Origin of the sequence: Rhizobium johnstonii 3841 (assembly GCF_000009265.1) — a bacterium.
Classification (GTDB): domain Bacteria; phylum Pseudomonadota; class Alphaproteobacteria; order Rhizobiales; family Rhizobiaceae; genus Rhizobium; species Rhizobium acaciae.
Genome location: NC_008380.1, coordinates 570,142 through 593,610 on the forward strand (window position 1 = coordinate 570,142; position 23,469 = coordinate 593,610).

Consider the following 23,469-nt stretch of genomic DNA (forward strand, 5'->3'; position numbering starts at 1 on the left):
GACACAATCCACCGCTGTGGAAACGCAGCTTGTCTGCGTTTCCACAAGCCGAACCGATTAATGCGAAGCGGCCTCGCTTGGAACCGCCGCCCCTTCGCCCTTCTGACCATGCCCGACCGGGATCAGCCAGGTGGTGAAGAAGGTCAGCACCGCGACGACGACCACGCCCCAGAAGCTCCAGTGCAGGGCCGCATTGAAGACGGAGCGGATCGCCGGATCGGCGGCGAGCGCCGAAAGCCCGGTCGGCTGGTTCAGCGCCTCGTGCAGACCTGCCGCCGCATCGCCGCTCGCATAGTGGTTGATGCCGGCATTGAGGATGGCGCCGAGCACGGTGGCGCCGAGCGTATTGCCGAGGCTGCGGGAAAAGATGATCGAGGCCGTGGCGCTGCCGCGCATCGACCATTCGACGCTGTCCTGCACCAGCACGATGCTGGTGAGGCTGATGAGACCCATGCCGAAGCCCATGAAGAACGAGCCGGCGCCAGCAACGACCGGCGAACTGTCAGGGGTGAGGAACAACAGGAAACAGGCGCCGAATGGAAACATCAGGCTGCCGACGCGCAGAGTGCGGCGGATGCCGAAGGCCTTGTAGAAGCGGCTGGAGAGCATCACCGCCAAGGGCCAGCCGACGACGAGCATCGTGAGCGTGAACCCCGCGACAAGAGGCGAGCGGCCAAGCACGCCCTGCACATAGAGCGGCAGGATTGTCGAAAGCCCGATCAGCGCCATGCCGGCCAGCAGCGTCGCCGTATTGCTGGTCGCAATCAGCCTTCGGCTCCAGAGCGGGATCGAGATGATCGGCTCCGGTGCCCGCTTCTCCTGGGCGAGAAAGAGCAGGCCCGTGACCACGAAGACGGCGAAAAGCGAAAGCAGGATCCAGGCGCTCGCATCGGTTTCCGTCAGCATGACGAGAAGTGCGACGATCGAGATCGAAAACAGCACCGATCCGAGGTAATCGATCTTTGCCTGCTTGTGCGCCACGTCCTCCTTCAGGAAGACCATGAAGGCGATGATCGAGATGACGCCGATCGGCAGGTTGATCCAGAAGATCCAGGCCCAGGAGATATTGTCGACGATGATGCCGCCGGCCAGCGGCCCGACGACGGCCGAGGTCGCCCAGACGGTCGCCATCGCGCCCTGCACGCGGCCGCGCTCCTCCAGCTTGAAGAGATCGCCGATGATCGTCATCGTCACCGGCTGGATGGCGCCGGCGCCGAGCCCCTGCAGCAGCCGGAACAGCACCAGCGACATCATCGACCAGGCAAGCCCGCAGAGCAAAGAGCCGACGAGGAAGATCAGGATGCCGCCGATCAGCACCGGCTTGCGCCCAAAAATGTCGGAAAGCTTGCCGTAGATGACCGTCGTCGTCGACTGCGCCAGCAGGAAGGCCGAAAACACCCAGCTGTAATAGGAAAAGCCGCCGAGCTCCCCGACGATGCGCGGCATCGCGGTCGCCACGATCGTCGCCTCGATCGCCACCATGAAGGTCGCGAGCATGATGGTGGCGACGATAAGCACGCGGTTCGAGCGTTGCGCTGCATTCGACATGACGATCCTCTTCGGGTGCTCCGCAGATGCCGGAAATATCGGCAGGCTGGCGAGATGTGGGGCGATGCGCCGCTTGCGGAGTGATGCCGTCCTTTTACGACCTCAAGCCCGGCCGGTAAAGCAGGCCGCGACCGGTTTCTGACGCCAGCCATTGTTTTCGCGTGATGTCGGCGAAGTGGAGGTCGAAAGCGAAGGCCCGGCGCCATTCCGCTCCGGACCTTCGTTTTGTCAGAAGGAAAGGCGAACAATCACCTCATCCTTATTGCGGGCATGCCTCGCCCAGCGAGCCGGTGTCGGCGCTGCCGCTGGTGCAACCCGGCGTCTGCTGCAGGTTGGGATTAACCCCGCCGGGATTGATGGTGCTGCGGCCGCTGTTGAGATTGACGCCGCCATTGCCGGTCGTGCTGCCGGTGGTGCCGGGATCGGTCCCGACAGACCCGGTTCCCGTCGAGCCGGTGCCGACAGACCCAGTGCCAGCCGACCCGGCGCCTGCGGAACCGCCGCCCGAACTCCCCGATCCACCGATAACAGGCGCCACCGAAAGCCGCCCATTGGCATCCGCACCCCCGGCCGTCTGCGCCAGCGCCGGGCCGGCCAGACCGATCGAAAGCAGCGATATTGCGATGAACTTGCCGGACATGATTTTCTCCATGCTTGTTGTCTCAGGGAGAAAACTTGATCCGCGGGAGCATTGTTCCGGGATGGGTTGGGCTGGTTGGCACTATTGCGCCGGAGGCGGTGACCCCGGCCTAGCCTCTTCAGCCCTGACGATCACTGTGGGCGGGTACCGTTATTCCCCTGGTTACCGCGAAAATCGCTCCAAACATTCCGCCAACGACGATCCCTGCAGAGCCGCCCGCCAACGCTGCAATGAGGCAGTAGGCGATCCAGGAGCCGACACTGGATGCATCGGCCAGGACCAATGTGGAAACGACGCCGATTGCTCCGCCAAGGATGCCCAAGACAATGGCAACCCCCGTCACAGCCTCCGATGGATCAATGGTACGGATGCGTGACGCATGGGCGGTATCATGTTCAACCGGTGGAGACTGGCTATCCGTGTCTTCCATTCGACCCTCCTTCAAAGCATTTACAATCGATCCTTCAGCCGCCGAGAGGCTTGTCGTCCTTTTCGGACAATATCCTTTCTGCTGCGCCATCTAGATCTTCGTACTGACCGTTGCGCAGGGACCAAAGGAAGGCGCCAAGCCCGGCGATGCCCATGAACAGAGCTATGGGTATCAGAAACGACAATGCGCTCATTTATCCCACTCCCGCCAGCTTATTTATCCGCCGCATTTCCCGCTCTGGTGGCGTGCGGTCGATCTCAAGCCTCATCGCATTCGCGACGACCAATATCGACGACGTCGACATCGCTATCGCGGCGATGAGCGGGTTGGCATAACCCAACAGCGCGAGAGGAATGCTGCACGCGTTGTAGACGATAGCCAAAGCGAAATTTTGGCGGATCAGCACGGCCGCACGACCCGCCGTCGTCAGTGCGACCTTTATTCCGTCCATGTTTCCATTGAGCAGGATGAAATCGGCGGCGCTGCGACCGATGTCGCTTCCTGATGCCGGAGCCATGGAAACATGCGCGGCCTTCAGCGCGACCGCGTCGTTTATTCCGTCACCAATCATCATCACCTTGCGACCGAGACTGCGCAACGCATCGATCGCCTCGGCCTTGTCCTTGGGGAGGGCGGCAGCTCTTACCGAGTCGATTCCGACTTCCCGTGCCACGGCAAGAGCCGCTTCGGGGACATCGCCGGTCAGCATTTCGACGGCGATGCCGCGGTTCTTCAAGAACTGCACCGCCATCGCCGACCCGGCTCGAACCTTCTCTCCAAAAACGAAAGAGGCGAGGATTTCTCCCTGTCGCGTCAGGACGACAGTCGAAGCTGCGCCAGTCCGGTCGTCTGCATCGCCGCTCGCCGCCCATGCCGCTCGCCCAAGTCGATAAACTTCCCCTCGGAAAGACGCCTCGAGACCGTTGCCAGGTATTTCCCGGACGTCATCAAGCGCGAGAGCCTCCCACTCGCGCCGTGAGGCGTAATCCGCGATCGCTCTCGACATCGGATGGCTCGAAAACCGTGACAGCGACGCAGCCAGTGAAAATTCCAGTGGTCCGGTCCAGTTCCCGGTCAACAGCCTCGGCTCGTATTGCGTCAGCGTACCGGTCTTGTCGAAAACGACGGTGTCGATTTCCGCCAAACGTTCCAATGCCGATCCGTCCCTTGCCACGATGCCCCGGGTGAACAATCTGCGTGCTGCAACGACCTGAACCATCGGAACCGCCAACCCCAGCGCACAAGGGCAGGCAATGATCAAGACCGAGATCGAAATCGTCAGGGCGAGGTGGATGTCCTGTGTCACCGCAAACCACGAAAGGAATGTCAGCACCGACAGTCCGTGGATAACGGGAGCATAGAGACGCGCGGCCCTGTCGGCGAGTATCCGGTATTGAGACCGGCAGTCCTCGACGGCTTCCAGCATCCTATGCAACTCGGCGAGTGTCGAATCTCCCGGTGCGGCGGTGGCTTCGACAGTCAGGGGATGGCCGACGTTCAAATCGCCCGCGCGAACCTGTCCACCTGGTCCAACCGTCTCACAACGGCTCTCTCCCGTCAGCAACGAACGGTCAAGTTCCGACATGCCGGAGAGAATCGTCCCGTCGGCCGGAATTCTATCGCCGGCGGCAATCAGGGTGCGGGTTCCGGAAACGATGTCGCTCAGTGGAACATATTCGATCCGTCCATCCGCGCGGATCACATTCGCGCCTTTTGGCATCATGTCGGCCAGAGACGCCGCCGCCGATCGCGCCCTGCGTCGCATCAGATGGTCCAGCGTGCGTCCGACGAGCAAAATGAAGATCAACGAGGTACTGGCCTCGAAGTAGGCTTGCCGTCCTTCGGCGAACGTGTCGTATACGCTGAGACCGAAAGAGAGCAGGACGCCGATGCTGACCGGCACATCCATGTTTGCCCGACCGTGCGCGAGCGCCCGCCACGCCGACCGGTAGAATGTCGCCCCGGAGTAGATAACGGCGGGTAGTGCGAGCGCGGCCGACATCAGGTGGAGCGTCTGACGTGTTGCCGGGTCCGCGCCCGCCCAGACCGATACGGACAACACCATGATGTTCATCGAGCAAAAGCCAGCGACTGCCAGCGCGCGCAACAGGCCCGATATCTCACCGTCCGGTTGATCGCGGCCTTCCGCCGGCAAGACGGCCGTGTAACCGATCTTTCCGATTAGAGCGGCAAAATCGGGTGGCGAACCATTTTCCGCTTGCCAATGGATGGTTACACGCTTTGCCGTCAGATTGGCGCGCGCCATGTGAACTTCGGGGTGCTTGCCAAGGGTCGATTCCAGAAGCGCCATGCATGCGCCGCATCGCATGTCCGGAACGGACAGGGTGATCTGCCTGAGACCATTGCCCAAATCCCTGCTTGCCAACGCAACCTCGTCCACCCCCGGCCTTCTTGGTCCGGGCTCGTGGAGTGACGACGCAATTGACGCGCAGCAGGTCATTGTCCGTTCCTCGCTACCTCATTGCCTTGTAGGCATGCCATGTGGCGTGGCCGAGCAAAGGAAAAACGACGATCAGTCCGACAAGTCCCGTCAGCAGGCTGGCGAGGAAGAGGGCGAGTACGATCGCACCCCAGACCATTGACGGTCCCATGTTGTTCCAGACCATGACAACGCTGACGCCCATGGCTGTGAAGGCGTCAATGCGCTCATCCAGAAGCATCGGGATTGAGAACACCCCGATTGCAAAAGCGAATCCAGCGAACAATGCGCCGATACACAAGCCGACGATCAGCATGCCCCAGCCCGAGGGAGTGGTGACCAATAGCCTTGCTACGCCATCAAGGCCGGGGAACGGATTAACGCCGAAAAAGAGCGCGTAGATAATGACCGCCGCCCTCATCCAGAGCAGCATCACCATGCACAGCAGCATCCCCGTGAAAAACACCTGCCCTCCAGCTCTCGGCCGGACGAACAACATCTGACGAAGCGAGATGCGCTCGCCGTTCGCCAAACTCCTGCTCTTGACATAGAGCCCTGCGGCAAAGAGCGGGGCGACGATCAATATGCCCGCCAACGCAGGAAAGAGAAGATAGTCGCGCTCGAGCCGAAACAGCATCACGGTGGCCGCCAACGCGAGTAAGAACACCACGAACCCGTAGGCCAGACTTGGCCAGGGTTGCCGGATCAAGTCCTGCCAACCTTTGCCAAGCCAACCGAGAGGAGCGCCGAGGGGCAGATGCCGCTGCCACTTGGGATTCATCGTCTCCTGTATCCCTGATACCTCGCTCCGATATCGGCCGGAAGTGTCGTCCTGCGGCATCTGATCCTCCTCGCGCATTCAGCAAGCTGAAGCGGCGGCCCTGAATTGGTTGGGTTGCTGGCCTTTTTCCTTGATATGCTCGATGCAGGCGGGCTGAGTGGTGATCGCCATGTAAACAAAATGGGCGTTAGCGCCGACAAAGATCGCGCCGGTCAGTCCGATCAGCAGCCACTTGAAAACGCGGGGTATGGGGCTCTTCGCTTCGGGCGTCACTGCCGACCCCCACCCAGCTTGTTCACATAAAGCGCGAGTATCTTTATCTCAGCTGGACTTAGGCGTTCCTCCCAGGTGGGCATATGTCCCTGCCGTCCGCCATGGATCGACTGGACGATCCGTTCGATACCCCCGCCGTAAATCCAGCGGCCGTCGGTCAGGTTCGGCGCACCGACATCCTGTTTGCCTTTGGCATCTTCGCCGTGGCATGCCACGCAGCTAGCCATGAACACTTGGCGGCCAGCAGCGATCTGGCTGGCGTCTACGGATTCGGTGGACGTATTGCTCAACGAATAGACATAGGCGGCGACGTCGCTCACCTGTTTTCGGTTGAGCATTTCGTCTGTTCCGAACGCAGGCATCTGCGACACGCGGCTTTGCGAGTGCGTCGTATTGACGCCCACCGTCATGGTCTGGACGATTTTTTCTGGTCCTCCACCCCAAAGCCAGTCGTCATCGGTAAGATCGGGGAAGTCTCGTCCGCCCTTGCCGTCCCGTCCATGACAGGCGGCGCAGTTGTCTCCGAACAACTGGTGGCCGCTGGAGGCCACCTTCTCCATCAGCTTTTCGTCGGCACGGATTTCATCAAAGGAACTGGTCTCGATCTTCTCGATCCAGAGCGCGCGCGAAGCATCAGCTTCTATGATCTTTCGCTCTACCGCCTGCTTTTGACCCGTGCCGATCAGGCCCCTCGTATACGTGTTTCCAAGCGGCCAGGTCGGATACAGTATCCACCAGAGAGCGGCGAACAGGTGCGTGATGATCAGGAAGAGCAGAACCCCGCGCGGTACAGGAGTATCGAGCTCCTTGATGCCGTTCCAAATGTGTCCCGTCGTCTTCCGGCCTGTTACGGGATCGACTTCCTCTATCGCCATGGGGTGTCGTCCTTGTCGAATATGTCCGTTTCCGCCCGATCGAAACGCGCCTTGTTGGAAGGCCAGAAGGTGTAGATGATTACCCCGATCGAAAACACAATGAGATAGAACAGGCCCCAAACCTTGGACAGTTCCAACATGGTTTCGTGGGTAAGATCCATTTCAAATCCCCTGAGCAATCAATTGTTGGGGTTCGGCATCTGCTCCGGTGCCGCAGTGTTCTGGTAGGCAGCCTTTGTGAGCCGGCCAAGCACCTGCAGATACGCGACCATGGCGTCCATTTCAGTCACGCTGGTTTTTACGCCGTCAAACGCGGAGACCTGCGTGTCTTGCCCATAACGTTCCGTGACGCCTGAGGACTGTTCGCTGTCCGGATTGGCTTGGCCGAAGGCATCGGCAGATGCGTTTGCGACCATGTCATCCGTATAAGGCACTCCCACGGTTCTCAGGGCCGCCAGTTGGTCACGCAGATCGCCCAGATCGAGCGGGGTTGTCGCCAACCATTGATAGGACGGCATGTTGGATTCCGGGACGACCTCGCGAGGGTTGATCAAATGGGCCACGTGCCAGAGATCTGAATACTTCCCGCCGATGCGCGCCAGATCGGGACCCGTGCGCTTTGACCCCCACAACATGGGATGGTCATACTTGGATTCGACCGCAAGAGAATAAGGACCGTACCGCTCGACCTCGTCCCGCAGCGTTCTGATCATCTGGCTGTGGCAGGCGTAGCAGCCTTCTCGCACATAGATGTTCCGGCCCGCCGCCTCGAGGGGTGTGTACACTCTCATGTCGGGGGCGTCCTCGACCGTCTCGTGGATCGTGAACAGCGGGGCGATCTCGACAAGCCCGCCGACGCTTCCCGCCACAACGATAGCCAGCATGAACCCGACGGCCGTCCGTTCCAGTCTTCCATGCAGACGTTCGCTCATCTCTCACTCCGCCGGCGCGTTTTCGAGAATGCCAGAAGTCAGGGGCGCATCGTGAACTGCTCCCACGGCGGGAGCCGTTCGGACGGTCATCCAGATATTGAAGCTTGCCACGATCGCCCCAAGGAGGAAAAGCAGCCCTCCGAAAGCGCGTGCGATGTAGTAGGGATACATCGCCAGCAGACTGTCGACGAATGAATAGACCAAGGTGTTGTCGGCTGAATATGTGCGCCACATCAATCCCTGGATAATGCCGGAATTCCACATGGCGAAGACGTAGATGAGTGTGCCTGCAAGCGCCAACCAGAAATGGACTTCGACCAGGGCTGCAGAATACATCCTTTCGCGTTTCCAGATCGATGGAACGAGTGTGTAGAACGCGCCGAACGTTATCATGGCAACCCAGCCCAGCGCACCGGCATGAACGTGGCCGACCGTCCAATCGGTATAATGAGACAGTGAGTTGACGGGTCTGATTGCCATGAAAGACCCTTCGAATGTCGACAGCCCATAGAAGAACGCCGCCATCATGATGAAGCGAAGAGTGGCGTCGTCACGCACGCGATGCCAAGCCCCGTTCAACGTGAGCAATGCGTTCCCGGCCGACGCCCACGACGGAACGAGCAGCATGACCGAGAACGTCATTCCAAGGTTTTGCACCCAGATAGGCAGTGCGGTGTAATGGAGATGGTGGGACCCCGCCCACATGTAGAAGAAGGTGATCCCCCAGAAGCTGAGAATGGACAATCGATAGGAAAAAATCGGCCGCTCAGCGCGGATCGGCAGATAATAGTAGAGCATCCCTAGGAAGCCCGACGTCAGAAAAAACGCCACGGCGTTGTGCCCGTACCACCACTGGACCATCGCATCCTGTACACCGGACCAGACCGTGTAGCTTTTGGCGTGTCCGAACGATACGGGCACTGCCAGGTTGTTGACGATATGGAGGATCGCTACCACGATGATGAAGGCGAGATAGTACCAGTTGGCAACGTAGATGTGAGGTTCCTTGCGCCGTGCCAAGGTGCGTACGAAAAGCACGAAATAGGCGATCCAAACGATCACGAGCCAGAGGTCGGCATACCATTCCGCTTCCGCGTATTCCTTGGACTGGGTAACGCCCATGAAATACCCGCTGACCGCGATCAGACAGAAAAGGTTGAAGCCGAAGATCACGAACCACGGCGAGAGTTGATCGGCCAACCTTGCGCGCGATGTTCGCTGAACGACATGGAATGATGTCGCGATCAACGCGTTTCCGCCGAAGCCGAAGATCACCCCTGTCGTATGGGCGGGCCGTATACGGCCGAAGCTCGACCACGCCGTATCGAAATTCAGGCTCGGCCAGGCAAGCTGTGCAGCTGCCCAAACGCCGATGAACATGCCAAAGACCGCCCACGCCAGTGTGAGGGCCACGCCGACCTTGATCGGATCGTCATAGTAGCTGGAAAAGCGCGAAGCATCCGGTTCTTCGCTGAAAGCTGAAGTCAGGATGTAGCAGAACAACGCGCCGCAATACACAAGGACGATAGCGCCGTGTATGCCGATGGGATCAAAGCGGCCAGCGGCCGCCATCGCGACACCAACAACCATCAAAGCAATAAGTATAGCTGCCGCGGAACCCCGCTCCGCGCTCGTGAGCTGTCCCATTGTTCCATCCCCCCGGCTGTGCCGATGATGGTGCTCTACAAAGCGTTGAAAGGCAATCAGTTCTGTGAGCGTGCACACGCGAAGATAGGCTAGATCGTCTATCACAATCGCCGTTGGACCGATTGGGCCTGAAGCTGAAGACCGTGTTATTCGGTCATGGGAGCGAACGTTCCCGTATTAATTGACGCAGATGAGCTTTGGCACTGGTCGAGGCGCCGCGTGTCTTTTCAGACCCAAAGACGCTGTAACACTTTGAATTATGCAATAGGATGAGCGAGAAAACTGAAGCCGGCCGAGGTGCTTGAAAGAAATGGTGCCGCTTGCAGGACTCGAACCTGCGACCCCATCATTACGAATGATGTGCTCTACCACCTGAGCTAAAGCGGCGTTTCACGGCCGAAGCATGCGGCCTGCGATTTGCATGGCGCTGATACAGGCATTGATCGAAGATTTCAAGCGCCCTGTCATGGCTTTGGCAAAAAAGAGGGGAGGGCGCCTCAGAGCGCCAGCCGGGCACGCGCCGCCCTGTATTCGGCCTCCAGCCGGTCGACGAGATTTGCCACCGGCTCGACCGCCTTGACGGCGCTGATGCCCTGGCCGCTGCCCCATATGTCCTTCCAGGCCTTGGCGCCGCCGACAGCCTGCTCGAAATCCATCTTCGAGGCATCGGCAAGCGGCAGGTTGTCAGGGTCCATGCCGGCGGCGACGATCGAGGGCTTGAGGTAGTTGCCGTGCACGCCGGTGAAATAGTTGGAATAGACGATGTCGCCAGCAGCGCCTGCGACGATCGCCTGCTTGTAGGCGTCCGCGGCGCGGGCTTCCTCGGTGGCGATGAAGGGCGAGCCGATATAGGCCATGTCGGCGCCCATCGCCTCTGCGGCAAGGATGGCGCCGCCGGTGGCGATTGCGCCGGCCAGCAGCAGCGGCCCGTCGAACCATTCGCGGATCTCCTGGACGAGCGCGAAGGGCGATAACGTGCCGGCATGGCCGCCGGCGCCGGCCGCCACCGCAATCAGCCCGTCCGCACCCTTGCGGATCGCCGAATGGGCATGGCGGTTGTTGATAATGTCATGCAGCACGATGCCGCCATAGGAATGCACGGCAGCATTGACCTCGGGCACCGCGCCGAGCGAGGAGATGACGATCGGCACCTTATATTTGACGCAGAGCGTAAGGTCGTGCTCCAGCCGCTTGTTCGACATGTGGACGATCTGGTTGACGGCAAAAGGCGCCGCCGGCCGCTCCGGATGAGCGGCGTCGTGGCGGGCAAGCTCCTCAGTAATCTCAGCCAGCCATTCGTCGAGCTGGCTTTCCGGCCGGGCGTTCAGCGCCGGAAACGCCCCGACGATGCCCGCCTTGCATTGCGCCAGCGTCAGCGCCGGATGCGAGATGATGAAGAGCGGCGAGCCGATGACCGGCAGTCTCAATCTATCCCTCAGGATCGGGGGCAGGGCCATGGTCATCACCTCCATTGACGTTTACGAAAACGTCAATCTCATAACAGAGATGAAAAGGCGATAAAAGGCCGGCTGCCATGCCTTCGTCGATTTCGGCCCGAATATATACGTCCAAGAAAGCTCATATAATAAGGCCCGCAAGCGGTGAAAGCTGCCGATATCCCCGCCGATCGACCGCGGCCGGGCCCGCAAGGCTTGCGGTTTGCCGCACTTGACGCTACCGAATTTTGATGGAGAACGGCGGGGATTGCAGTCCGATGCCGAATTCAAGGTGAAGGACTGAATGTGAGCGGATTAGAAACGGCCATCAGAACGGCACTCGACAATTCCGATCGTGACAATCCGGAGGTTCGAGCGAGGATCTACCAGTCGGCCCGCCAGGCGCTGGAAGCCGGGCTGCGCAAGCAGGATATCACCGACACCGAGGTCGTCGCCCATCACCGCCATCGCCTGGAAAGCACCATCCACGCCATCGAAGGCGAGGAGCGCGACCGCCTTCACCCCCGCCAGAGGCCGCCCGAAGTCCCCGTGCCGCCGGTCGTGGAAATGCCGGCGCCGCCGGTTCACCAAGCCGACGTCGATCAGTTCGACGGCCCCGCAGTGTCGGGCGAGACCCGCGCGGCCGAGGTGGTCCAACGCCGCGGCGACGAGTCCAGCCTCGACGACGTGCATGCCGGGAGTACCGATCACCTTGCCGCCGCCCCCGTCGGCGAGGAGCGCCTTGCCCGCGGCCAGCGCGCCACCAATATGGATTTCCGTCCGGAGCGGGCGGCAGGCCGCCGCAAGCCCAGAAAGTTCTTTTCGCGGCTGCTCGTCTGGTGCGTGCTGCTGGCCTTCATCGGCATCGGCGCCTGGTGGGCGCATACATCGGGCCTGCTGATGACGGCGGCCGAGCGCGACACCAGCGTTGCCAATCCGCCGGCCAGCACCCAGCCCGAGGATTTCACCGGCAATGACGACAGCGCCGGCAATGCCGCCTCCCACACCGATCAGCCGGTAACCATCGATCCGCAGAACAGTTTCTCGGCTGATTGGATCCCGCTGTTCAAGCCTGAGGATGCCGACAAGATTCAAAGCGGCCCGCGGGCGCGGACCGAAAAAATCACCGAGAATGACGGTCCCGCCGTCCGGCTGATCTCCGAGAGCGGTGCCGCCGATGGCAATATCTCGATCAGCGTGCCGCCTTCGGTGCTGCAGCAGCTTGCCGGCAAATCCTCGACGATCGCGCTGACGTTGCAATCCACCACCGACGAGCCGACCCAGATCACCGTCGAGTGCAATTTCCAGACGCTCGGCAATTGCGCCCGCCATCGTTTCACCGTTACCCGGGAAAAGTCGGATGCGCTGCTGCAGGTGAAGTTCGATCGCTCGCTGGCGCCGAATTCGCCGGGTACACTGACGATCAACAGCGATCTCGACGGCAAGGCGCGCGGCATCAACCTCTTCGCCATCCGCATCCTGCCGGGACAGTGATCTCGGTCCCGGCAGAGCCGGTGGCCTCGGTCCCGGCAGAGCCGGTGACCGCAGTCCCGGCGGAGCCGGTGGCCCCGGTCCCGATGCGATCGGTGCCCTATTTCAGAAAACCTGGCCCTGAGCCGATGATCTCCGTATCGACCGTGCCCAGCACTTTTTTGTCCTTGCCGTCATAATCCATCTTGTTCAGCATGTGGCGGATGAGCTCGAGGCGCGCCCGCCGCTTGTCATTGGCGCGGATCACCGTCCAGGGCGCGAAATCCGTATGGGTTTCCTTCAGCATCCGGTTGCGCTTGTCGCTGTAATCGCCCCATTTCGTCAGCGCCGCGATATCCATGGATGACAGTTTCCAGACTTTCAGCGGATCATGCCTGCGATCGTGGAAGCGCTTGATCTGCATCTCGCGGCCGATATCGAGATAGAATTTGAAGAAGAAGATGCCCTCATGGGCGATGATCTTTTCGAGCTGCGGCGCCTGCTTGAGGAAGTCCTCATATTGCTGCGGCGTGCAGAAGCCCATGACCGGTTCGACGCCGGCGCGGTTGTACCAGGAGCGGTCGAACAGCACGAATTCGCCTGATGTCGGAAACTGCGCGACATAACGCTGGAAATACCATTGCCCCTGCTCGCGCTCGGTCGGCTTGGTCAGCGCCACGACGCGCGCAAGGCGTGGGTTCATATGCGCCGAAGAGGCCGAGATCGCGCCGCCCTTGCCGGCAGCGTCGCGCCCCTCAAACAGCGCCATCACCCGCTTGCCGGTCGCCTGCAGCCAGAACTGCACCTTGACGAGTTCGATCTGCAGCTTTTGCAGCTGCGCCAGATAGTCTTCCTCCTTGAGCTTCTTCTTGTAGGGAAAATCGCCGGATGCCAGCGCATATTCGTCCACCCATACCGGCAGGACCGGATCGTCGACGTCGAAGATGCGCTTGTTTCCGTGGATATCCAGCTCCACGGCCCTGCTTTCGACGGTCTCGCCCATATGGTCCTCCTCAGCCTGATTGTTCTCTTCCCGCAGGCGAACATAGTTACCGTTGAAAATCAAATCTTTCGCGGTCGGCCGGCAATTTTCGTCGGTTTCTGCTGCGGCCCTTCGCATCTGAGCAGCAGCCCGAAAACTTCTGTCATGAATTGCCGCTATCAGGCAGAGTTCAATATCAAGAAAACGAATCGACGCCGCGAGGGCACTTGCAAGACGAAACTCCGTGGAGAAAAAGCCTGTTGGCGCGCATAAGGCGCGAGCGGCCGGTGCTGCTTGCGGCAATCCTCAGCGCGCTCGCTGCGCTTGCCGCCGGCATGAACAAATGGGTCGTGCTTGGCCTCCTGCTTGTGATGATCCTCACCGCGCTTTTTAATGAGGCCCCGGTCATCGCGGCCGACCCGGCCCCGCCGGTGGAGATCGAGCCGGAGGTGCTGCCAAGCCACCTGCCGGAAGTTTCCGCCACGCTCTCCGGCCTCGATATCCCGGTCATGGTGCTGTCGGACGATGCCTCGGTGCTCTTCCAGAACCGCGCTGCCGAGAAAGCTTTTGGCGAAGTGGCGCTCGGCGCCCATATATCGGCCCGCCTGCGCTCGCCCGGCGTGCTCGACATGGTGCGCGAAACCATCGCCACCAACGCGCCGAACCAGATCGAGCATTCCGAGCGGCTGCCCTCCGAGCGCGTCTATATCGTGCGCAGCGCGCCCATAGAATTCGCGGCCGGAGACGGGCCGCATGAGCGCTATTTCATCCTGTCCTTCCGGGATATCTCCGAGGTCCGCCGCATTGACCGCATGCGCTCGGATTTCGTGGCCAATGCCAGCCATGAGCTGCGCACGCCGCTTGCCTCGCTGCGCGGCTTCATCGAGACCATCCAGGGGCCGGCGAAGAACGATCTGAAGGCGCAGGCGCGTTTCCTCAACATCATGCTCGACCAGACGACGCGCATGAGCCGGCTGGTCGACGACCTGCTGTCGCTCTCGCGCCTGGAGCTGAAATCGCACATCGCGCCGGATGAGAAGGTCGATCTGGTGCCGCTGCTCGGCCATGTCAGAGATGCGCTGTTGCCGCTGGCAAGGGATGTCGGCGTTGACATCAACCTGCATCTGCCCGACGGCAAGGTCGAAGTGCTCGGAGACCGTGACGAGCTTGTCCAGGTCTTCGAGAACCTGATGGAAAATGCCTGCAAATACGGCCAGGAGGGCGAGATCGTCGATGTCTGGCTGAAGAACGGAGCCGGCCAGCCGGTCGAGGTCAGCATCGTCGACAGGGGGCCGGGCATTCCGGCCGAGCATGTGCCGCGCCTGACCGAGCGCTTCTATCGCGTCAGCATCGAGGACAGCCGCTCGAAGAAGGGCACCGGCCTCGGCCTTGCCATCGTCAAACATATCCTCACCCGCCACCGGGCGCGTCTGATCGTCAGGTCGGAAGTCGGCAAGGGCACCGATTTTACTGTCCGTTTTTGACGTGACAGGCAGCCTCAGACGTAGTCCCCTCTCCCCGTAAAACGGGGAGAGGGTTAGGGTGAGGGGCAAATCACACGGAAGGACATTCATGAGAGGTCCCAAACCGAAAACCACCGCCCGAGCGCGATCGCTGCGTCAGTCGGATAATGATGCAGAAGACAGACTGTGGAATGAGCTGCGCGATCGGCGGCTCAACGGAAACAAGTTTGTCCGACAATTGCCGATCGGTCCCTATTTTGCAGATTTCGCCCGCCGTGAACTGCGCCTTGTCGTCGAAATCGACGGCAGCCAACATGCGGAAAGTCGACGAGACGGCATTCGTGATGTCTTCATGACCGGCGATGGCTGGTCGGTTGTTCGTTTCTGGAATGTGGACGTGCTGAGAGCGCTGCCATCGGTGCTGGATACTATTCTGGCAATCTGCGACGGGCGATTGACCGCGCGTGTCGAGGTGGCGGATTTGCGGTTCTTTCCGGCTGCAAGCGACTAGCGATGGCTTGCCGTGTGGCTTGCCCCTCACCCTAACCCTCTCCCCGTAAAAGACGGGGAGAGGGGACGTGCCATGCGAGAGCGGGCAGGGAATGGAGACGTTGCGGCATGTCCCTTCGCCTCGCGAGCGGGGGTCCGAAGGACGGTGACGGCAGCCGGATGCAAATCACGCGGAACGACCTTGACAAGAGGACGCAAGCGGAAAGTGCCAGCAACCTTTCGCCTATCTACAGCCGTTTTTACAACGCGAGGTGGATTGACCGCCGAACTTTGCCGGTCGCCCGACATGATCGAACGGTCCATTTAAAATATAGCGTTATAAATCAGAGACTTAAGCTGTCATAAATGTTTCATCGGTTTGTCATAAAAGGACGGTGCTTACAGCGCTAAGAGAGTCTCGCCGATGAAAAAAGGCAATGCGAGGGCCTCTCTAAGGCCGCACTCACACAAGCCCAAATGCCGGGAGATTTACATGAACACCTTCAAGCTCACCGTTGCCGCGCTCGCTGCAACTGCTGCTTTCGCTGGCGCCGCCGTCGCCCGCGACCAGATTCAGGTCGCTGGTTCGTCCACCGTCCTGCCTTACGCAAAGATCGTTGCCGAGTCCTTCGGCGAAACCTTCACCAACTTCAAGACGCCGATCGTCGAATCCGGCGGCTCGGGCGCTGGTCTGAAGGAATTCTGCAAGGGCGTTGGCGAAGACACCATCGATATTGCGAATTCATCGCGTCCGATCAACAAGAACGAACTGGAAGCCTGCAAGGCTGCCGGCGTAACGGACATCCAGGAAGTCAAGATCGGTTATGACGGCATCGTCTTCGCAACCGACGCTTCCAACCCTGATCTCGCTTACGTTCCTGCCGATATCTACAAGGCCCTCGCAGCCCAGGTCGTCGTCGACGGCAAGCTCGTCGCCAACCCCTACAAGAAATGGTCGGAAGTCAACCCGAAGCTTCCGGCTGTTGATATTGCTGCCTACATTCCGGGCGAAAAGCACGGCACCCGCGAAGTCTTCGAACAGAACGTTCTCGCTGCCGGCTGCAAGGCCTCTGGCGCAACCGACGTCATCGCCAAGGAAATCGCCGACAAGGCTGCCCAGGGCAAGGCCTGCGTCGCAGTCCGCAAGGACGGCGTCGCCGTTGACATCGACGGCGACTATCCGGAAACCCTGGCACGCATCGCCGCCAACAAGACCGGCCTCGGCGTATTCGGCCTTTCCTTCTATGAAAACAACGCCGACAAGCTCAAGGTTGCGACCATGAGCGGTATCGTTCCGTCCACCGAAACGATCTCCAACGGCACCTACCCGGTTTCCCGCCCGCTGTTCTTCTACGTTAAGAAGGCACATCTCGGCGCCGTTCCGGGCCTGAAGGAATACGTCAACTTCTTCGTATCCGACCAGATGATCGGCCCTGACAGCCCGCTCGTCGAATACGGCCTGGTTGCCGCTCCGGATGCCGAGCGCGAAGCGATCCGCAAGGAAGTCGAAGCCGGTAAGGCTATGTAATGTTTTGCCGGCGCGGTGCCTTTCAGCCCGCGCCGGCATTGCTTATGCCCTGCGCGCCGGCGGTTCCGGAGCTGCAGGGTTGAATTCCTTCTCCATGATTGGAAGCTGAAGGCAGCTGACGAAGCTGCCGGGCTTTTTGGGGCTATGGGCCTGGGGACGTAACGAATGAGCACATCCATCATACTTTTGTGCCTTGTGGTGATCGGAGTCGCCGCCTATCTGGTCGCGCGCAACCGTGCCACGGCGCTTGCCGGAGGCAGATCCTCCTCACTGCATTCACGGCCGGCCTATTACGGCGCCTATGCGGCGATCTGGGCAGTTCTTCCCGCCCTCATCGTCCTTGGCCTCTGGCTCTCCATCAGCCCCGGCATCATCCAGTCTTCGGTTCGCAGCGCTTTCCCTGACGACATCCAGGCTCAAGTCTCGGTCGAGCAGGATCTTGGCTATTCGACGGTGGCGACGGTCGCCCGCGGCCTGACGATGCTGACCTCGGATGAAACTGCGGCGGTCGGCAACGATCCAGCTGCGCTTCAGGCCAAGCTCCTCGAAAAAGGCGTGCCGCTTGCCGGCCAGCCGCTGCCTTACATGATCGACGCCGCCAGGACGCTCAACGCCATGAGCATGACGAGCCGCATCGCCATGACGGCGATCGTCTTCGCGCTCGCCGTCGCAGGCGCCTTCTATGCACTGCGCTCCATCGCTCCGCGCTTCCGTGCCCGCAACCGGGTCGAGCGTGTCATACTCTGGGGCCTGCTGCTCGCCTCCTCGATCGCCATTCTGACGACGATCGGCATCGTGCTCTCCATGCTGTCGGAAGCCGCCCGCTTCTTTGCGGCCGTTCCCGCAATGGACTTCTTCTTCGGCACCGTCTGGGATCCGCGCTTTGCCGGCGCCGGCAGCTCGTCCTTCGGTCAGTTCGGCCTGATCCCGCTGCTGCTCGGCACGATCTATATCGGCCTGGTCGCCATGCTGGTCGCGGTGCCGGTCGGCCTCTTTGCCGCCATCTACATGGCCGAATACGCCTCGATGAAGGTGCGCTCGGTCGCCAAGCCGCTGCTGGAAGTGCTCGCCGGCATTCCGACGATCGTCTACGGCTTCTTCGCGCTTGTGACCGTCGGCCCGTTCCTGCGCGATTTCTCCGCCCAGGTCAGCGGCCTTCTGTCCGGCAACTACAGCAACTTCATTCAGGCGCAGAGCGTACTGACGGCCGGTATCGTCATGGGCATCATGCTGATCCCCTACGTCTCCTCGCTGTCGGACGATATCATCACCGCCGTGCCGCGGTCACTGCGTGACGGTTCGCTCGGTCTCGGCGCCACGCGCTCCGAAACCATCAAAAAGGTGGTCCTTCCCGCAGCCCTTCCCGGCATCGTCGGCGCATTGCTGATGACTGCCTCGCGCGCCGTCGGCGAAACCATGATCGTCGTGCTGGCCGCCGGTGTGGCTGCCCGCATCCAGATCAACCCCTTCGAGCCGATGACGACGGTGACCGTCAAGATCGTCAACCAGCTGACCGGCGACCTTGAGTTCACCTCGCCGCAGACGCTGGTTGCCTTTGCCCTTGGCATCACCCTGTTCTGCATCACGCTTTGCCTCAATATCTATGCGCTCTACATCGTGCGCAAATACCGGGAGCAGTACGAATGACGGATATTGTTTCTCCCACATCAGGCGTCAGCGTTTCCAAGGCGCCCGCCCGCCGCGATATCGGCATCAAGCGCCGCTATGCCGCAGAGCGCCGGTTCCAGGCCTACGGCATCGCCGCCATCACCTTCGGCCTCGTCTTCCTCTTCATCCTGCTGTGGACGGTGATCGGCAAAGGTTATACCGCCTTCCAGCAGACGGCGATCACCCTGCCGATCGAATTCGTCGAGAAGACGATCGACCCGAACAACAAGCGTGCGACCGACCCTTCGGTGCTGATCGCCGCCAATTATCCGGTTCTCCTGCGTGACGCGATCGTCAAGCAGCTGAACGTCAATGCTTCGAGCCGTCCCGACGTGCGCGATGCAACCGCCATGCTGTCGAAGAGTGCGCCGATCCAGCTGCGCGATATGGTGATGGCCGATCCGTCGATCATCGGCAAGACGATCAATGTCACGGTGCTTGCCGACGCCAATGTCGACAGCGCCAACAAGGGCCAGATCGATCTCTCGGTCGATGAGAAGAACCGCAAGGTCAACGACAAGCAGGTCGGCTGGATGAACGAACTGAAGGCGAGCGGCGCTCTCCACAAGCAGTTCAACACCGGCCTTTTCGTCAACGGCAATTCCAGCCGTCCGGAAGCCGCAGGCCTTGGCGTCGCCCTGATCGGCTCGCTCTACCTGATGCTGATCGTGCTCGTCCTTGCTCTGCCGATCGGCGTCGCCGCCTCGATCTATCTCGAGGAGTTCGCGCCGAAGAACAAGCTGACGGACCTGATCGAGGTCAACATCAACAACCTCGCCGCGGTCCCTTCGATCGTCTACGGTCTGCTCGGTCTGTCCGTCTTCATCAACTTCATCGGCCTGCCGCGCTCGGCCTCGCTGGTCGGCGGCCTGGTGCTGACGCTGATGACCCTGCCGACGATCATCATCGCGACGCGTGCGGCACTGCGCGCCGTGCCGCCGTCGATCCGCGCCGCAGCGCTCGGCCTCGGCGCTTCGAAAATGCAGATGGTGTTCCACCATGTGCTGCCGCTCGCCATGCCCGGCATCCTGACCGGCACGATCATCGGTCTGGCGCACGCGCTCGGCGAAACCGCGCCGCTGCTCCTGATCGGCATGGTCGCCTTCGTCGCCAACGCGCCGACGACACCGCTCGATCCCTCGACGGCTCTGCCCGTACAGGTCTATATGTGGGCCAACGAGGCAGAACGTGCCTTCGTTGAGCGTACTTCGGGTGCCATCATCGTCCTGCTCCTGTTCCTGATCGTCATGAACATGGGCGCCATCCTCTTGCGTCGTCGCTTCGAGCGCCGCTGGTAAACGGAGTTACACATCATGAACATGTTGACGGAAGCTGCAGTTGAAAAGGCGCTGGATCACAAGATGAGCAACGTCCCGTATAAGATGATCGGAAAGGATGTCTCGGTTTACTACGGCGAGAAGCGCGCGCTTTTCGATGTGAACCTGAACGTCCGCGAAAACACCGTAACCGCCCTGATCGGCCCGTCCGGCTGCGGCAAGTCGACCTTCCTGCGGTGCCTCAACCGCATGAACGACACGATCGACGGCTGCCGCGTCACCGGCAAGATCACCCTCGACACCGACGATGTCTATGATCCCGATATCGACGTCGTCGAACTTCGCGCCCGCGTCGGCATGGTCTTCCAGAAGCCGAACCCGTTCCCGAAGACGATCTACGAAAACGTCTCCTACGGCCCGCGCATCCATGGCCTTGCCAAGTCGAAGGCCGACCTCGATCAGATCGTCGAGACCAGCCTGCAGCGCGCCGGCCTCTGGAACGAGGTCAAGGACCGCGTGCACGAATCCGGCACCGGCCTGTCCGGCGGCCAGCAGCAGCGCCTCTGCATTGCGCGTGCCGTTGCCGTCAGCCCGGAAGTCATCCTGATGGACGAGCCCTGCTCGGCGCTCGACCCGATCGCCACCGCCAAGGTCGAGGAACTGATCCACGAGCTGCGCGAGAACTACACGATCGTCATCGTCACCCACTCCATGCAGCAGGCCGCGCGTGTCTCGCAGCGCACCGCCATGTTCCACCTCGGCAACCTCGTCGAGGAGAACGACACCGACAAGATGTTCACCAATCCCGACGATCCGCGCACCCAGGACTACATCATGGGTCGCTTCGGTTGATTTTGGCGACACCAAGCCTTCCCGTTATTCGAGGATAAAGCCCCATGGCATCGACACATATTTTTTCTGCCTATGATGATGATCTGAAGTTCCTGTCCAGGCGGATTTCCGAAATGGGCGGCCTGGCCGAGCAGATGGTCGGCGAATCCGTGCGCGCCCTCGTCAATGGCGATACCGCGCTGGCGCAGAAGGTCATCTCGGACGATGTGATCCTCGATCACGCCGAACGCGAAATCGGCGACAAGGCGATCGTGACGATCGCCCGCCGTCAGCCGATGGCCTCGGATCTGCGCGAGATCATGGGTTCGATCCGCATCGCCGCCGATCTCGAACGCGTCGGCGACCTCGGCAAGAACACCGCCAAGCGTGTCATCGCCGTCCAAAGCACCGGCGTTCCGCGCAAGCTCGCCCGCGGCCTCGAGCATCTGTCCGAGCTGGCGCTCGTCCAGCTCAAGGAAGTGCTCGATGTCTACACCAATCGTTCAGCCGACAAGGCCAATGCGATCCGTGAACGCGACAACGAGATCGACGCGATGTACACCTCGCTGTTCCGCGAACTCCTGACCTATATGATGGAAGATCCGCGCAACATCACCAGCTGCACGCATCTTCTCTTCTGCGCCAAGAATATCGAGCGCATCGGCGACCATGCCACCAACATCGCCGAGACGATCTTTTACATGACGACAGGCGCACAGCCGGAAGGCGATCGTCCGAAGGATGACAGCGCCAATACCGTCGGCGCGGTCACGGAATAACCGCCCGCACCCGTCAATTGCGTGCGCGCCCGTCCGGGCGCGCAAAGAGGTCGCAGCCAATTTTTGAATTTGCGCAGGATGCATTGCTTAAATCACCCTGGTTTAAGGATCATGCGCGAGGAGACCGACACGCATGATCCCGAGAGTTGCAGTTGTTGAAGACGAGGAAGCCCTCAGCGTGCTTCTTCGCTACAATCTCGAAGCGGAAGGCTTCGAGGTCGATACCATCCTTCGTGGCGACGAAGCCGAAATGCGGCTTCAGGAGCGCACACCCGATCTTCTCATCCTTGATTGGATGCTGCCGGGTGTCTCTGGCATCGAGCTCTGCCGGCGCCTGCGCATGCGGCCGGAAACCGAGCGCCTGCCGATCATCATGCTGACGGCGCGCGGCGAGGAGAGCGAGCGCGTCCGTGGGCTGTCGACGGGTGCGGACGATTATGTCGTCAAACCCTTCTCGACCCCCGAGCTCGTTGCCCGCGTCAAGGCGATGCTGCGCCGCGCCCGTCCCGAGGTGCTGTCGACGGTGCTGAAATGCGGCGATATCGAGCTCGACCGCGAAACCCATCGCGTCCATCGCAAGACCCGCGAAGTTCGCCTCGGTCCTACCGAATTCCGCCTGCTGGAATTCCTGATGTCGTCGCCGGGCCGGGTCTTCTCCCGCTCACAGCTTCTCGACGGCGTCTGGGGCCACGATATCTATGTCGACGAGCGCACCGTCGACGTCCATGTCGGCCGCCTGCGCAAGGCGCTGAATTTCTCCAACATGCAGGACGTCATCCGCACCGTCCGCGGCGCCGGCTATTCGATGGAAGCCTGAGGGCTTCCATCTGAGTCTGCTGGCAAAGTCGGCCGACGGCTTTTTCGTCATGCTCGGGCTTGCACCGCTACTGTCCGGTTCGCGGCGATGGACTGCCCCTCATCCGGCTGCCGCCACCTTCTCCCCGCTCGCGGGGCGAAGGGACCCCGCCGCGACGTCTCCGTTCCCCGTCCTCCACCTCTCGTGTGGCACGTCCCCTCGCCCCGTTTACGGGGAGAGGGTTAGGGTGAGGGGCAGCCATCCCCGCAATGAGCGCTTCCATCCACGCATAAAAAAACGGGCCGCTCGGCCCGTTTCTGCATTCTAACGATGTTGCCCGCTCAGCTGGCCCGCGCTGCCGCCCGGCGGCGTTCGTTGACCGGCTGGTAGGCGAGCTTCTGGTGATAGCTGCAATAAGGCGAATTATCGGGGGACTCGCAGCCGCAGAAATGGAAGTCGTCCTTCAGCGGATCGCCGACCGGCCACTTGCAGGTGCGCTCGGTCAGTTCCGTCAGGCCGAGGCGGCGCGAAATCGGCACCACCACATTGCCTCTCGGCACGTATTCCATTTCCTCGATCGTTTCGATCTCGATCTCTTCCTTCAGCATCGTCGCGCCCTGCTGGCGGGTGACGGTGCGGGTCGTGATCCGGGAGGCGTAGTTCGGCGCGCGCGGCGCCGATGTGTTGCGCTTCGGCGTTCGCGCCGCGGTGTTGGTGCCGCCGGCCTTGGCACGGCCCGGTAGGCACAGTCGGTGCACTTTGCCGATGACCGCGTTTCGGCTGACACCGCCAAGTTGTGCCGCGATCTGGCTGGCGCTCAGTCCTTCGGCCCAAAGCTTCTTGAGTTTCTCGACCCGCTCGTCTGTCCAGTTCATGCCCTGTCTCCACCTTTTGCGTTGGTGATGGCAGAATCCCTCACCGTTGTCCCGGGAGCTCCGAAACAAGAAACGCTTGATCAATTTTGGTGACTAGTTCCGCCGCATGCAGTCTAGTAATTGATCTTTAACCTAGTGTGAGGCTGACTCCGTGACAAGAGTCGCATGAATCCGGATGAATCGAATTCGTAGTTTTCCCCAACTTGCTGCCCCTGCGTGGCATTTCTGCAATAATGCCTGTTGAAGACTGAAAATGCCGCTGTACACCTGTGCTGCATACGCTAAGGGCGCCGTTTTGTTGACATTGCA

At 60.9% G+C, this 23,469-nt stretch carries 23 protein-coding genes and 1 tRNA gene; 9 read left to right on the forward strand and 15 right to left on the reverse strand.

The window, feature by feature from the left end:
- Nucleotides 1-57: 57 nt before the first annotated feature.
- The 13 genes from RL_RS02760 to RL_RS02820 all read right to left on the reverse strand — a co-directional run bounded on the left by RL_RS02760 (nucleotide 58) and on the right by RL_RS02820 (nucleotide 11,023).
- On the reverse strand, nucleotides 58-1,548 hold the full coding sequence (locus RL_RS02760; RefSeq protein WP_011650318.1) for an MDR family MFS transporter: 1,491 nt from the start codon (nucleotides 1,546-1,548) through the stop codon (nucleotides 58-60).
- A gap of 259 nt (nucleotides 1,549-1,807) precedes the next feature.
- A complete protein-coding gene (locus RL_RS02765) occupies nucleotides 1,808-2,188 on the reverse strand; it encodes a hypothetical protein (protein WP_011650319.1) in 381 nt (126 codons plus the stop codon).
- A gap of 118 nt (nucleotides 2,189-2,306) precedes the next feature.
- Complete coding sequence (locus RL_RS02770) at nucleotides 2,307-2,618, reverse strand: hypothetical protein (protein WP_041936157.1); 312 nt, start codon at nucleotides 2,616-2,618, stop codon at nucleotides 2,307-2,309.
- Nucleotides 2,619-2,652: 34 nt separating this feature from the next.
- Nucleotides 2,653-2,811: a cbb3-type cytochrome oxidase assembly protein CcoS gene (ccoS, locus tag RL_RS02775; protein ID WP_028740460.1), complete on the reverse strand. Its 159-nt coding sequence runs from the start codon at nucleotides 2,809-2,811 to the stop codon at nucleotides 2,653-2,655.
- Complete coding sequence (locus tag RL_RS02780; RefSeq protein ID WP_011650321.1) at nucleotides 2,812-5,079, reverse strand: heavy metal translocating P-type ATPase; 2,268 nt, start codon at nucleotides 5,077-5,079, stop codon at nucleotides 2,812-2,814.
- Nucleotides 5,080-5,092: 13 nt separating this feature from the next.
- Complete coding sequence (locus RL_RS02785; RefSeq protein ID WP_011650322.1) at nucleotides 5,093-5,917, reverse strand: DUF2189 domain-containing protein; 825 nt, start codon at nucleotides 5,915-5,917, stop codon at nucleotides 5,093-5,095.
- Entirely contained in the window at nucleotides 5,918-6,112 is a 195-nt protein-coding gene (locus RL_RS02790; protein WP_018244634.1) for a hypothetical protein, read from the reverse strand.
- Nucleotides 6,109-6,987 (reverse strand): cytochrome-c oxidase, cbb3-type subunit III, encoded by an 879-nt coding sequence (ccoP, locus tag RL_RS02795; RefSeq protein WP_011650323.1) that lies wholly within the window; start codon nucleotides 6,985-6,987, stop codon nucleotides 6,109-6,111. The genes RL_RS02790 and ccoP overlap by 4 nt, the downstream gene beginning before the upstream one ends.
- A complete protein-coding gene (locus RL_RS02800) occupies nucleotides 6,978-7,148 on the reverse strand; it encodes a CcoQ/FixQ family Cbb3-type cytochrome c oxidase assembly chaperone (RefSeq protein ID WP_011650324.1) in 171 nt (56 codons plus the stop codon). Before RL_RS02800 ends, ccoP begins: the two co-directional genes overlap by 10 nt.
- An 18-nt stretch (nucleotides 7,149-7,166) precedes the next feature.
- Complete coding sequence (gene ccoO / locus RL_RS02805) at nucleotides 7,167-7,919, reverse strand: cytochrome-c oxidase, cbb3-type subunit II (protein ID WP_011650325.1); 753 nt, start codon at nucleotides 7,917-7,919, stop codon at nucleotides 7,167-7,169.
- Between the two features lie 3 nt (nucleotides 7,920-7,922).
- Nucleotides 7,923-9,566 carry a cytochrome-c oxidase, cbb3-type subunit I gene (gene ccoN, locus RL_RS02810; protein ID WP_011650326.1) on the reverse strand — a complete coding sequence of 548 codons (1,644 nt, stop codon included), beginning with the start codon at nucleotides 9,564-9,566 and terminating at the stop codon, nucleotides 7,923-7,925.
- A gap of 311 nt (nucleotides 9,567-9,877) precedes the next feature.
- Nucleotides 9,878-9,953 (reverse strand) — tRNA-Thr (locus tag RL_RS02815).
- Between the two features lie 110 nt (nucleotides 9,954-10,063).
- Nucleotides 10,064-11,023 (reverse strand): NAD(P)H-dependent flavin oxidoreductase, encoded by a 960-nt coding sequence (locus RL_RS02820; RefSeq protein WP_011650327.1) that lies wholly within the window; start codon nucleotides 11,021-11,023, stop codon nucleotides 10,064-10,066.
- 285 nt (nucleotides 11,024-11,308) lie between these two features.
- Here RL_RS02820 and RL_RS02825 point away from each other — a divergent pair, with 285 nt between their 5' ends.
- Entirely contained in the window at nucleotides 11,309-12,496 is a 1,188-nt protein-coding gene (locus tag RL_RS02825; RefSeq protein ID WP_011650328.1) for a hypothetical protein, read from the forward strand.
- 97 nt (nucleotides 12,497-12,593) lie between these two features.
- On the opposite strand, the gene ppk2 is transcribed toward RL_RS02825, so the two are convergent.
- Nucleotides 12,594-13,475, reverse strand: coding sequence for a polyphosphate kinase 2 (ppk2, locus tag RL_RS02830; protein WP_011650329.1), 882 nt, complete (start codon nucleotides 13,473-13,475; stop codon nucleotides 12,594-12,596).
- 239 nt (nucleotides 13,476-13,714) lie between these two features.
- Between ppk2 and phoR the strand changes: the two genes are divergently transcribed.
- The 8 genes from phoR to phoB all read left to right on the forward strand — a co-directional run bounded on the left by phoR (nucleotide 13,715) and on the right by phoB (nucleotide 22,306).
- Complete coding sequence (gene phoR, locus RL_RS02835; protein ID WP_011650330.1) at nucleotides 13,715-14,938, forward strand: phosphate regulon sensor histidine kinase PhoR; 1,224 nt, start codon at nucleotides 13,715-13,717, stop codon at nucleotides 14,936-14,938.
- Between the two features lie 88 nt (nucleotides 14,939-15,026).
- Complete coding sequence (locus tag RL_RS02840; RefSeq protein ID WP_011650331.1) at nucleotides 15,027-15,428, forward strand: endonuclease domain-containing protein; 402 nt, start codon at nucleotides 15,027-15,029, stop codon at nucleotides 15,426-15,428.
- Nucleotides 15,429-15,899: 471 nt separating this feature from the next.
- The gene (locus RL_RS02850) at nucleotides 15,900-16,934 is read left to right on the forward strand and encodes a substrate-binding domain-containing protein (RefSeq protein WP_011650332.1); all 1,035 of its coding nucleotides are present in this window, start codon (nucleotides 15,900-15,902) and stop codon (nucleotides 16,932-16,934) included.
- A 165-nt stretch (nucleotides 16,935-17,099) separates the two neighbouring features.
- Entirely contained in the window at nucleotides 17,100-18,581 is a 1,482-nt protein-coding gene (gene pstC, locus RL_RS02855) for a phosphate ABC transporter permease subunit PstC (RefSeq protein ID WP_011650333.1), read from the forward strand.
- Nucleotides 18,578-19,900, forward strand: coding sequence for a phosphate ABC transporter permease PstA (gene pstA, locus RL_RS02860; RefSeq protein WP_011650334.1), 1,323 nt, complete (start codon nucleotides 18,578-18,580; stop codon nucleotides 19,898-19,900). Before pstC ends, pstA begins: the two co-directional genes overlap by 4 nt.
- Before the next feature lie 15 nt (nucleotides 19,901-19,915).
- A complete protein-coding gene (gene pstB / locus RL_RS02865) occupies nucleotides 19,916-20,731 on the forward strand; it encodes a phosphate ABC transporter ATP-binding protein PstB (protein WP_003545178.1) in 816 nt (271 codons plus the stop codon).
- Between the two features lie 44 nt (nucleotides 20,732-20,775).
- Entirely contained in the window at nucleotides 20,776-21,489 is a 714-nt protein-coding gene (phoU, locus tag RL_RS02870; RefSeq protein WP_011650335.1) for a phosphate signaling complex protein PhoU, read from the forward strand.
- A 133-nt stretch (nucleotides 21,490-21,622) separates the two neighbouring features.
- Nucleotides 21,623-22,306, forward strand: coding sequence for a phosphate regulon transcriptional regulator PhoB (phoB, locus tag RL_RS02875; RefSeq protein WP_003545181.1), 684 nt, complete (start codon nucleotides 21,623-21,625; stop codon nucleotides 22,304-22,306).
- Nucleotides 22,307-22,626: 320 nt separating this feature from the next.
- Here phoB and RL_RS02880 read toward each other — a convergent pair whose 3' ends face one another.
- Nucleotides 22,627-23,160 (reverse strand): GcrA family cell cycle regulator, encoded by a 534-nt coding sequence (locus RL_RS02880; RefSeq protein ID WP_011650336.1) that lies wholly within the window; start codon nucleotides 23,158-23,160, stop codon nucleotides 22,627-22,629.
- Nucleotides 23,161-23,469 lie beyond the last annotated feature (309 nt).

Excerpts from the sequence above, each read along its gene's own strand:
- RL_RS02770 (WP_041936157.1), bottom strand. The coding sequence starts at position 2,618 with ATGGAAGACACGGATAGCCAGTCTCCACCGGTTGAACATGATACCGCC.
- RL_RS02850 (WP_011650332.1), top strand. The coding sequence starts at position 15,900 with ATGAACACCTTCAAGCTCACCGTTGCCGCGCTCGCTGCAACTGCTGCT.
- phoU (WP_011650335.1), top strand. The coding sequence starts at position 20,776 with ATGGCATCGACACATATTTTTTCTGCCTATGATGATGATCTGAAGTTC.
- RL_RS02820 (WP_011650327.1), bottom strand. The coding sequence starts at position 11,023 with ATGGCCCTGCCCCCGATCCTGAGGGATAGATTGAGACTGCCGGTCATC.
- RL_RS02800 (WP_011650324.1), bottom strand. The coding sequence starts at position 7,148 with ATGGATCTTACCCACGAAACCATGTTGGAACTGTCCAAGGTTTGGGGC.
- pstA (WP_011650334.1), top strand. The coding sequence starts at position 18,578 with ATGACGGATATTGTTTCTCCCACATCAGGCGTCAGCGTTTCCAAGGCG.
- ccoP (WP_011650323.1), bottom strand. The coding sequence starts at position 6,987 with ATGGCGATAGAGGAAGTCGATCCCGTAACAGGCCGGAAGACGACGGGA.
- phoB (WP_003545181.1), top strand. The coding sequence starts at position 21,623 with ATGATCCCGAGAGTTGCAGTTGTTGAAGACGAGGAAGCCCTCAGCGTG.
- RL_RS02780 (WP_011650321.1), bottom strand. The coding sequence starts at position 5,079 with ATGACCTGCTGCGCGTCAATTGCGTCGTCACTCCACGAGCCCGGACCA.
- RL_RS02765 (WP_011650319.1), bottom strand. The coding sequence starts at position 2,188 with ATGTCCGGCAAGTTCATCGCAATATCGCTGCTTTCGATCGGTCTGGCC.
- RL_RS02785 (WP_011650322.1), bottom strand. The coding sequence starts at position 5,917 with ATGCGCGAGGAGGATCAGATGCCGCAGGACGACACTTCCGGCCGATAT.
- ppk2 (WP_011650329.1), bottom strand. The coding sequence starts at position 13,475 with ATGGGCGAGACCGTCGAAAGCAGGGCCGTGGAGCTGGATATCCACGGA.
- ccoO (WP_011650325.1), bottom strand. The coding sequence starts at position 7,919 with ATGAGCGAACGTCTGCATGGAAGACTGGAACGGACGGCCGTCGGGTTC.
- RL_RS02760 (WP_011650318.1), bottom strand. The coding sequence starts at position 1,548 with ATGTCGAATGCAGCGCAACGCTCGAACCGCGTGCTTATCGTCGCCACC.
- RL_RS02840 (WP_011650331.1), top strand. The coding sequence starts at position 15,027 with ATGAGAGGTCCCAAACCGAAAACCACCGCCCGAGCGCGATCGCTGCGT.
- pstB (WP_003545178.1), top strand. The coding sequence starts at position 19,916 with ATGAACATGTTGACGGAAGCTGCAGTTGAAAAGGCGCTGGATCACAAG.
- RL_RS02880 (WP_011650336.1), bottom strand. The coding sequence starts at position 23,160 with ATGAACTGGACAGACGAGCGGGTCGAGAAACTCAAGAAGCTTTGGGCC.
- pstC (WP_011650333.1), top strand. The coding sequence starts at position 17,100 with ATGAGCACATCCATCATACTTTTGTGCCTTGTGGTGATCGGAGTCGCC.
- ccoN (WP_011650326.1), bottom strand. The coding sequence starts at position 9,566 with ATGGGACAGCTCACGAGCGCGGAGCGGGGTTCCGCGGCAGCTATACTT.
- ccoS (WP_028740460.1), bottom strand. The coding sequence starts at position 2,811 with ATGAGCGCATTGTCGTTTCTGATACCCATAGCTCTGTTCATGGGCATC.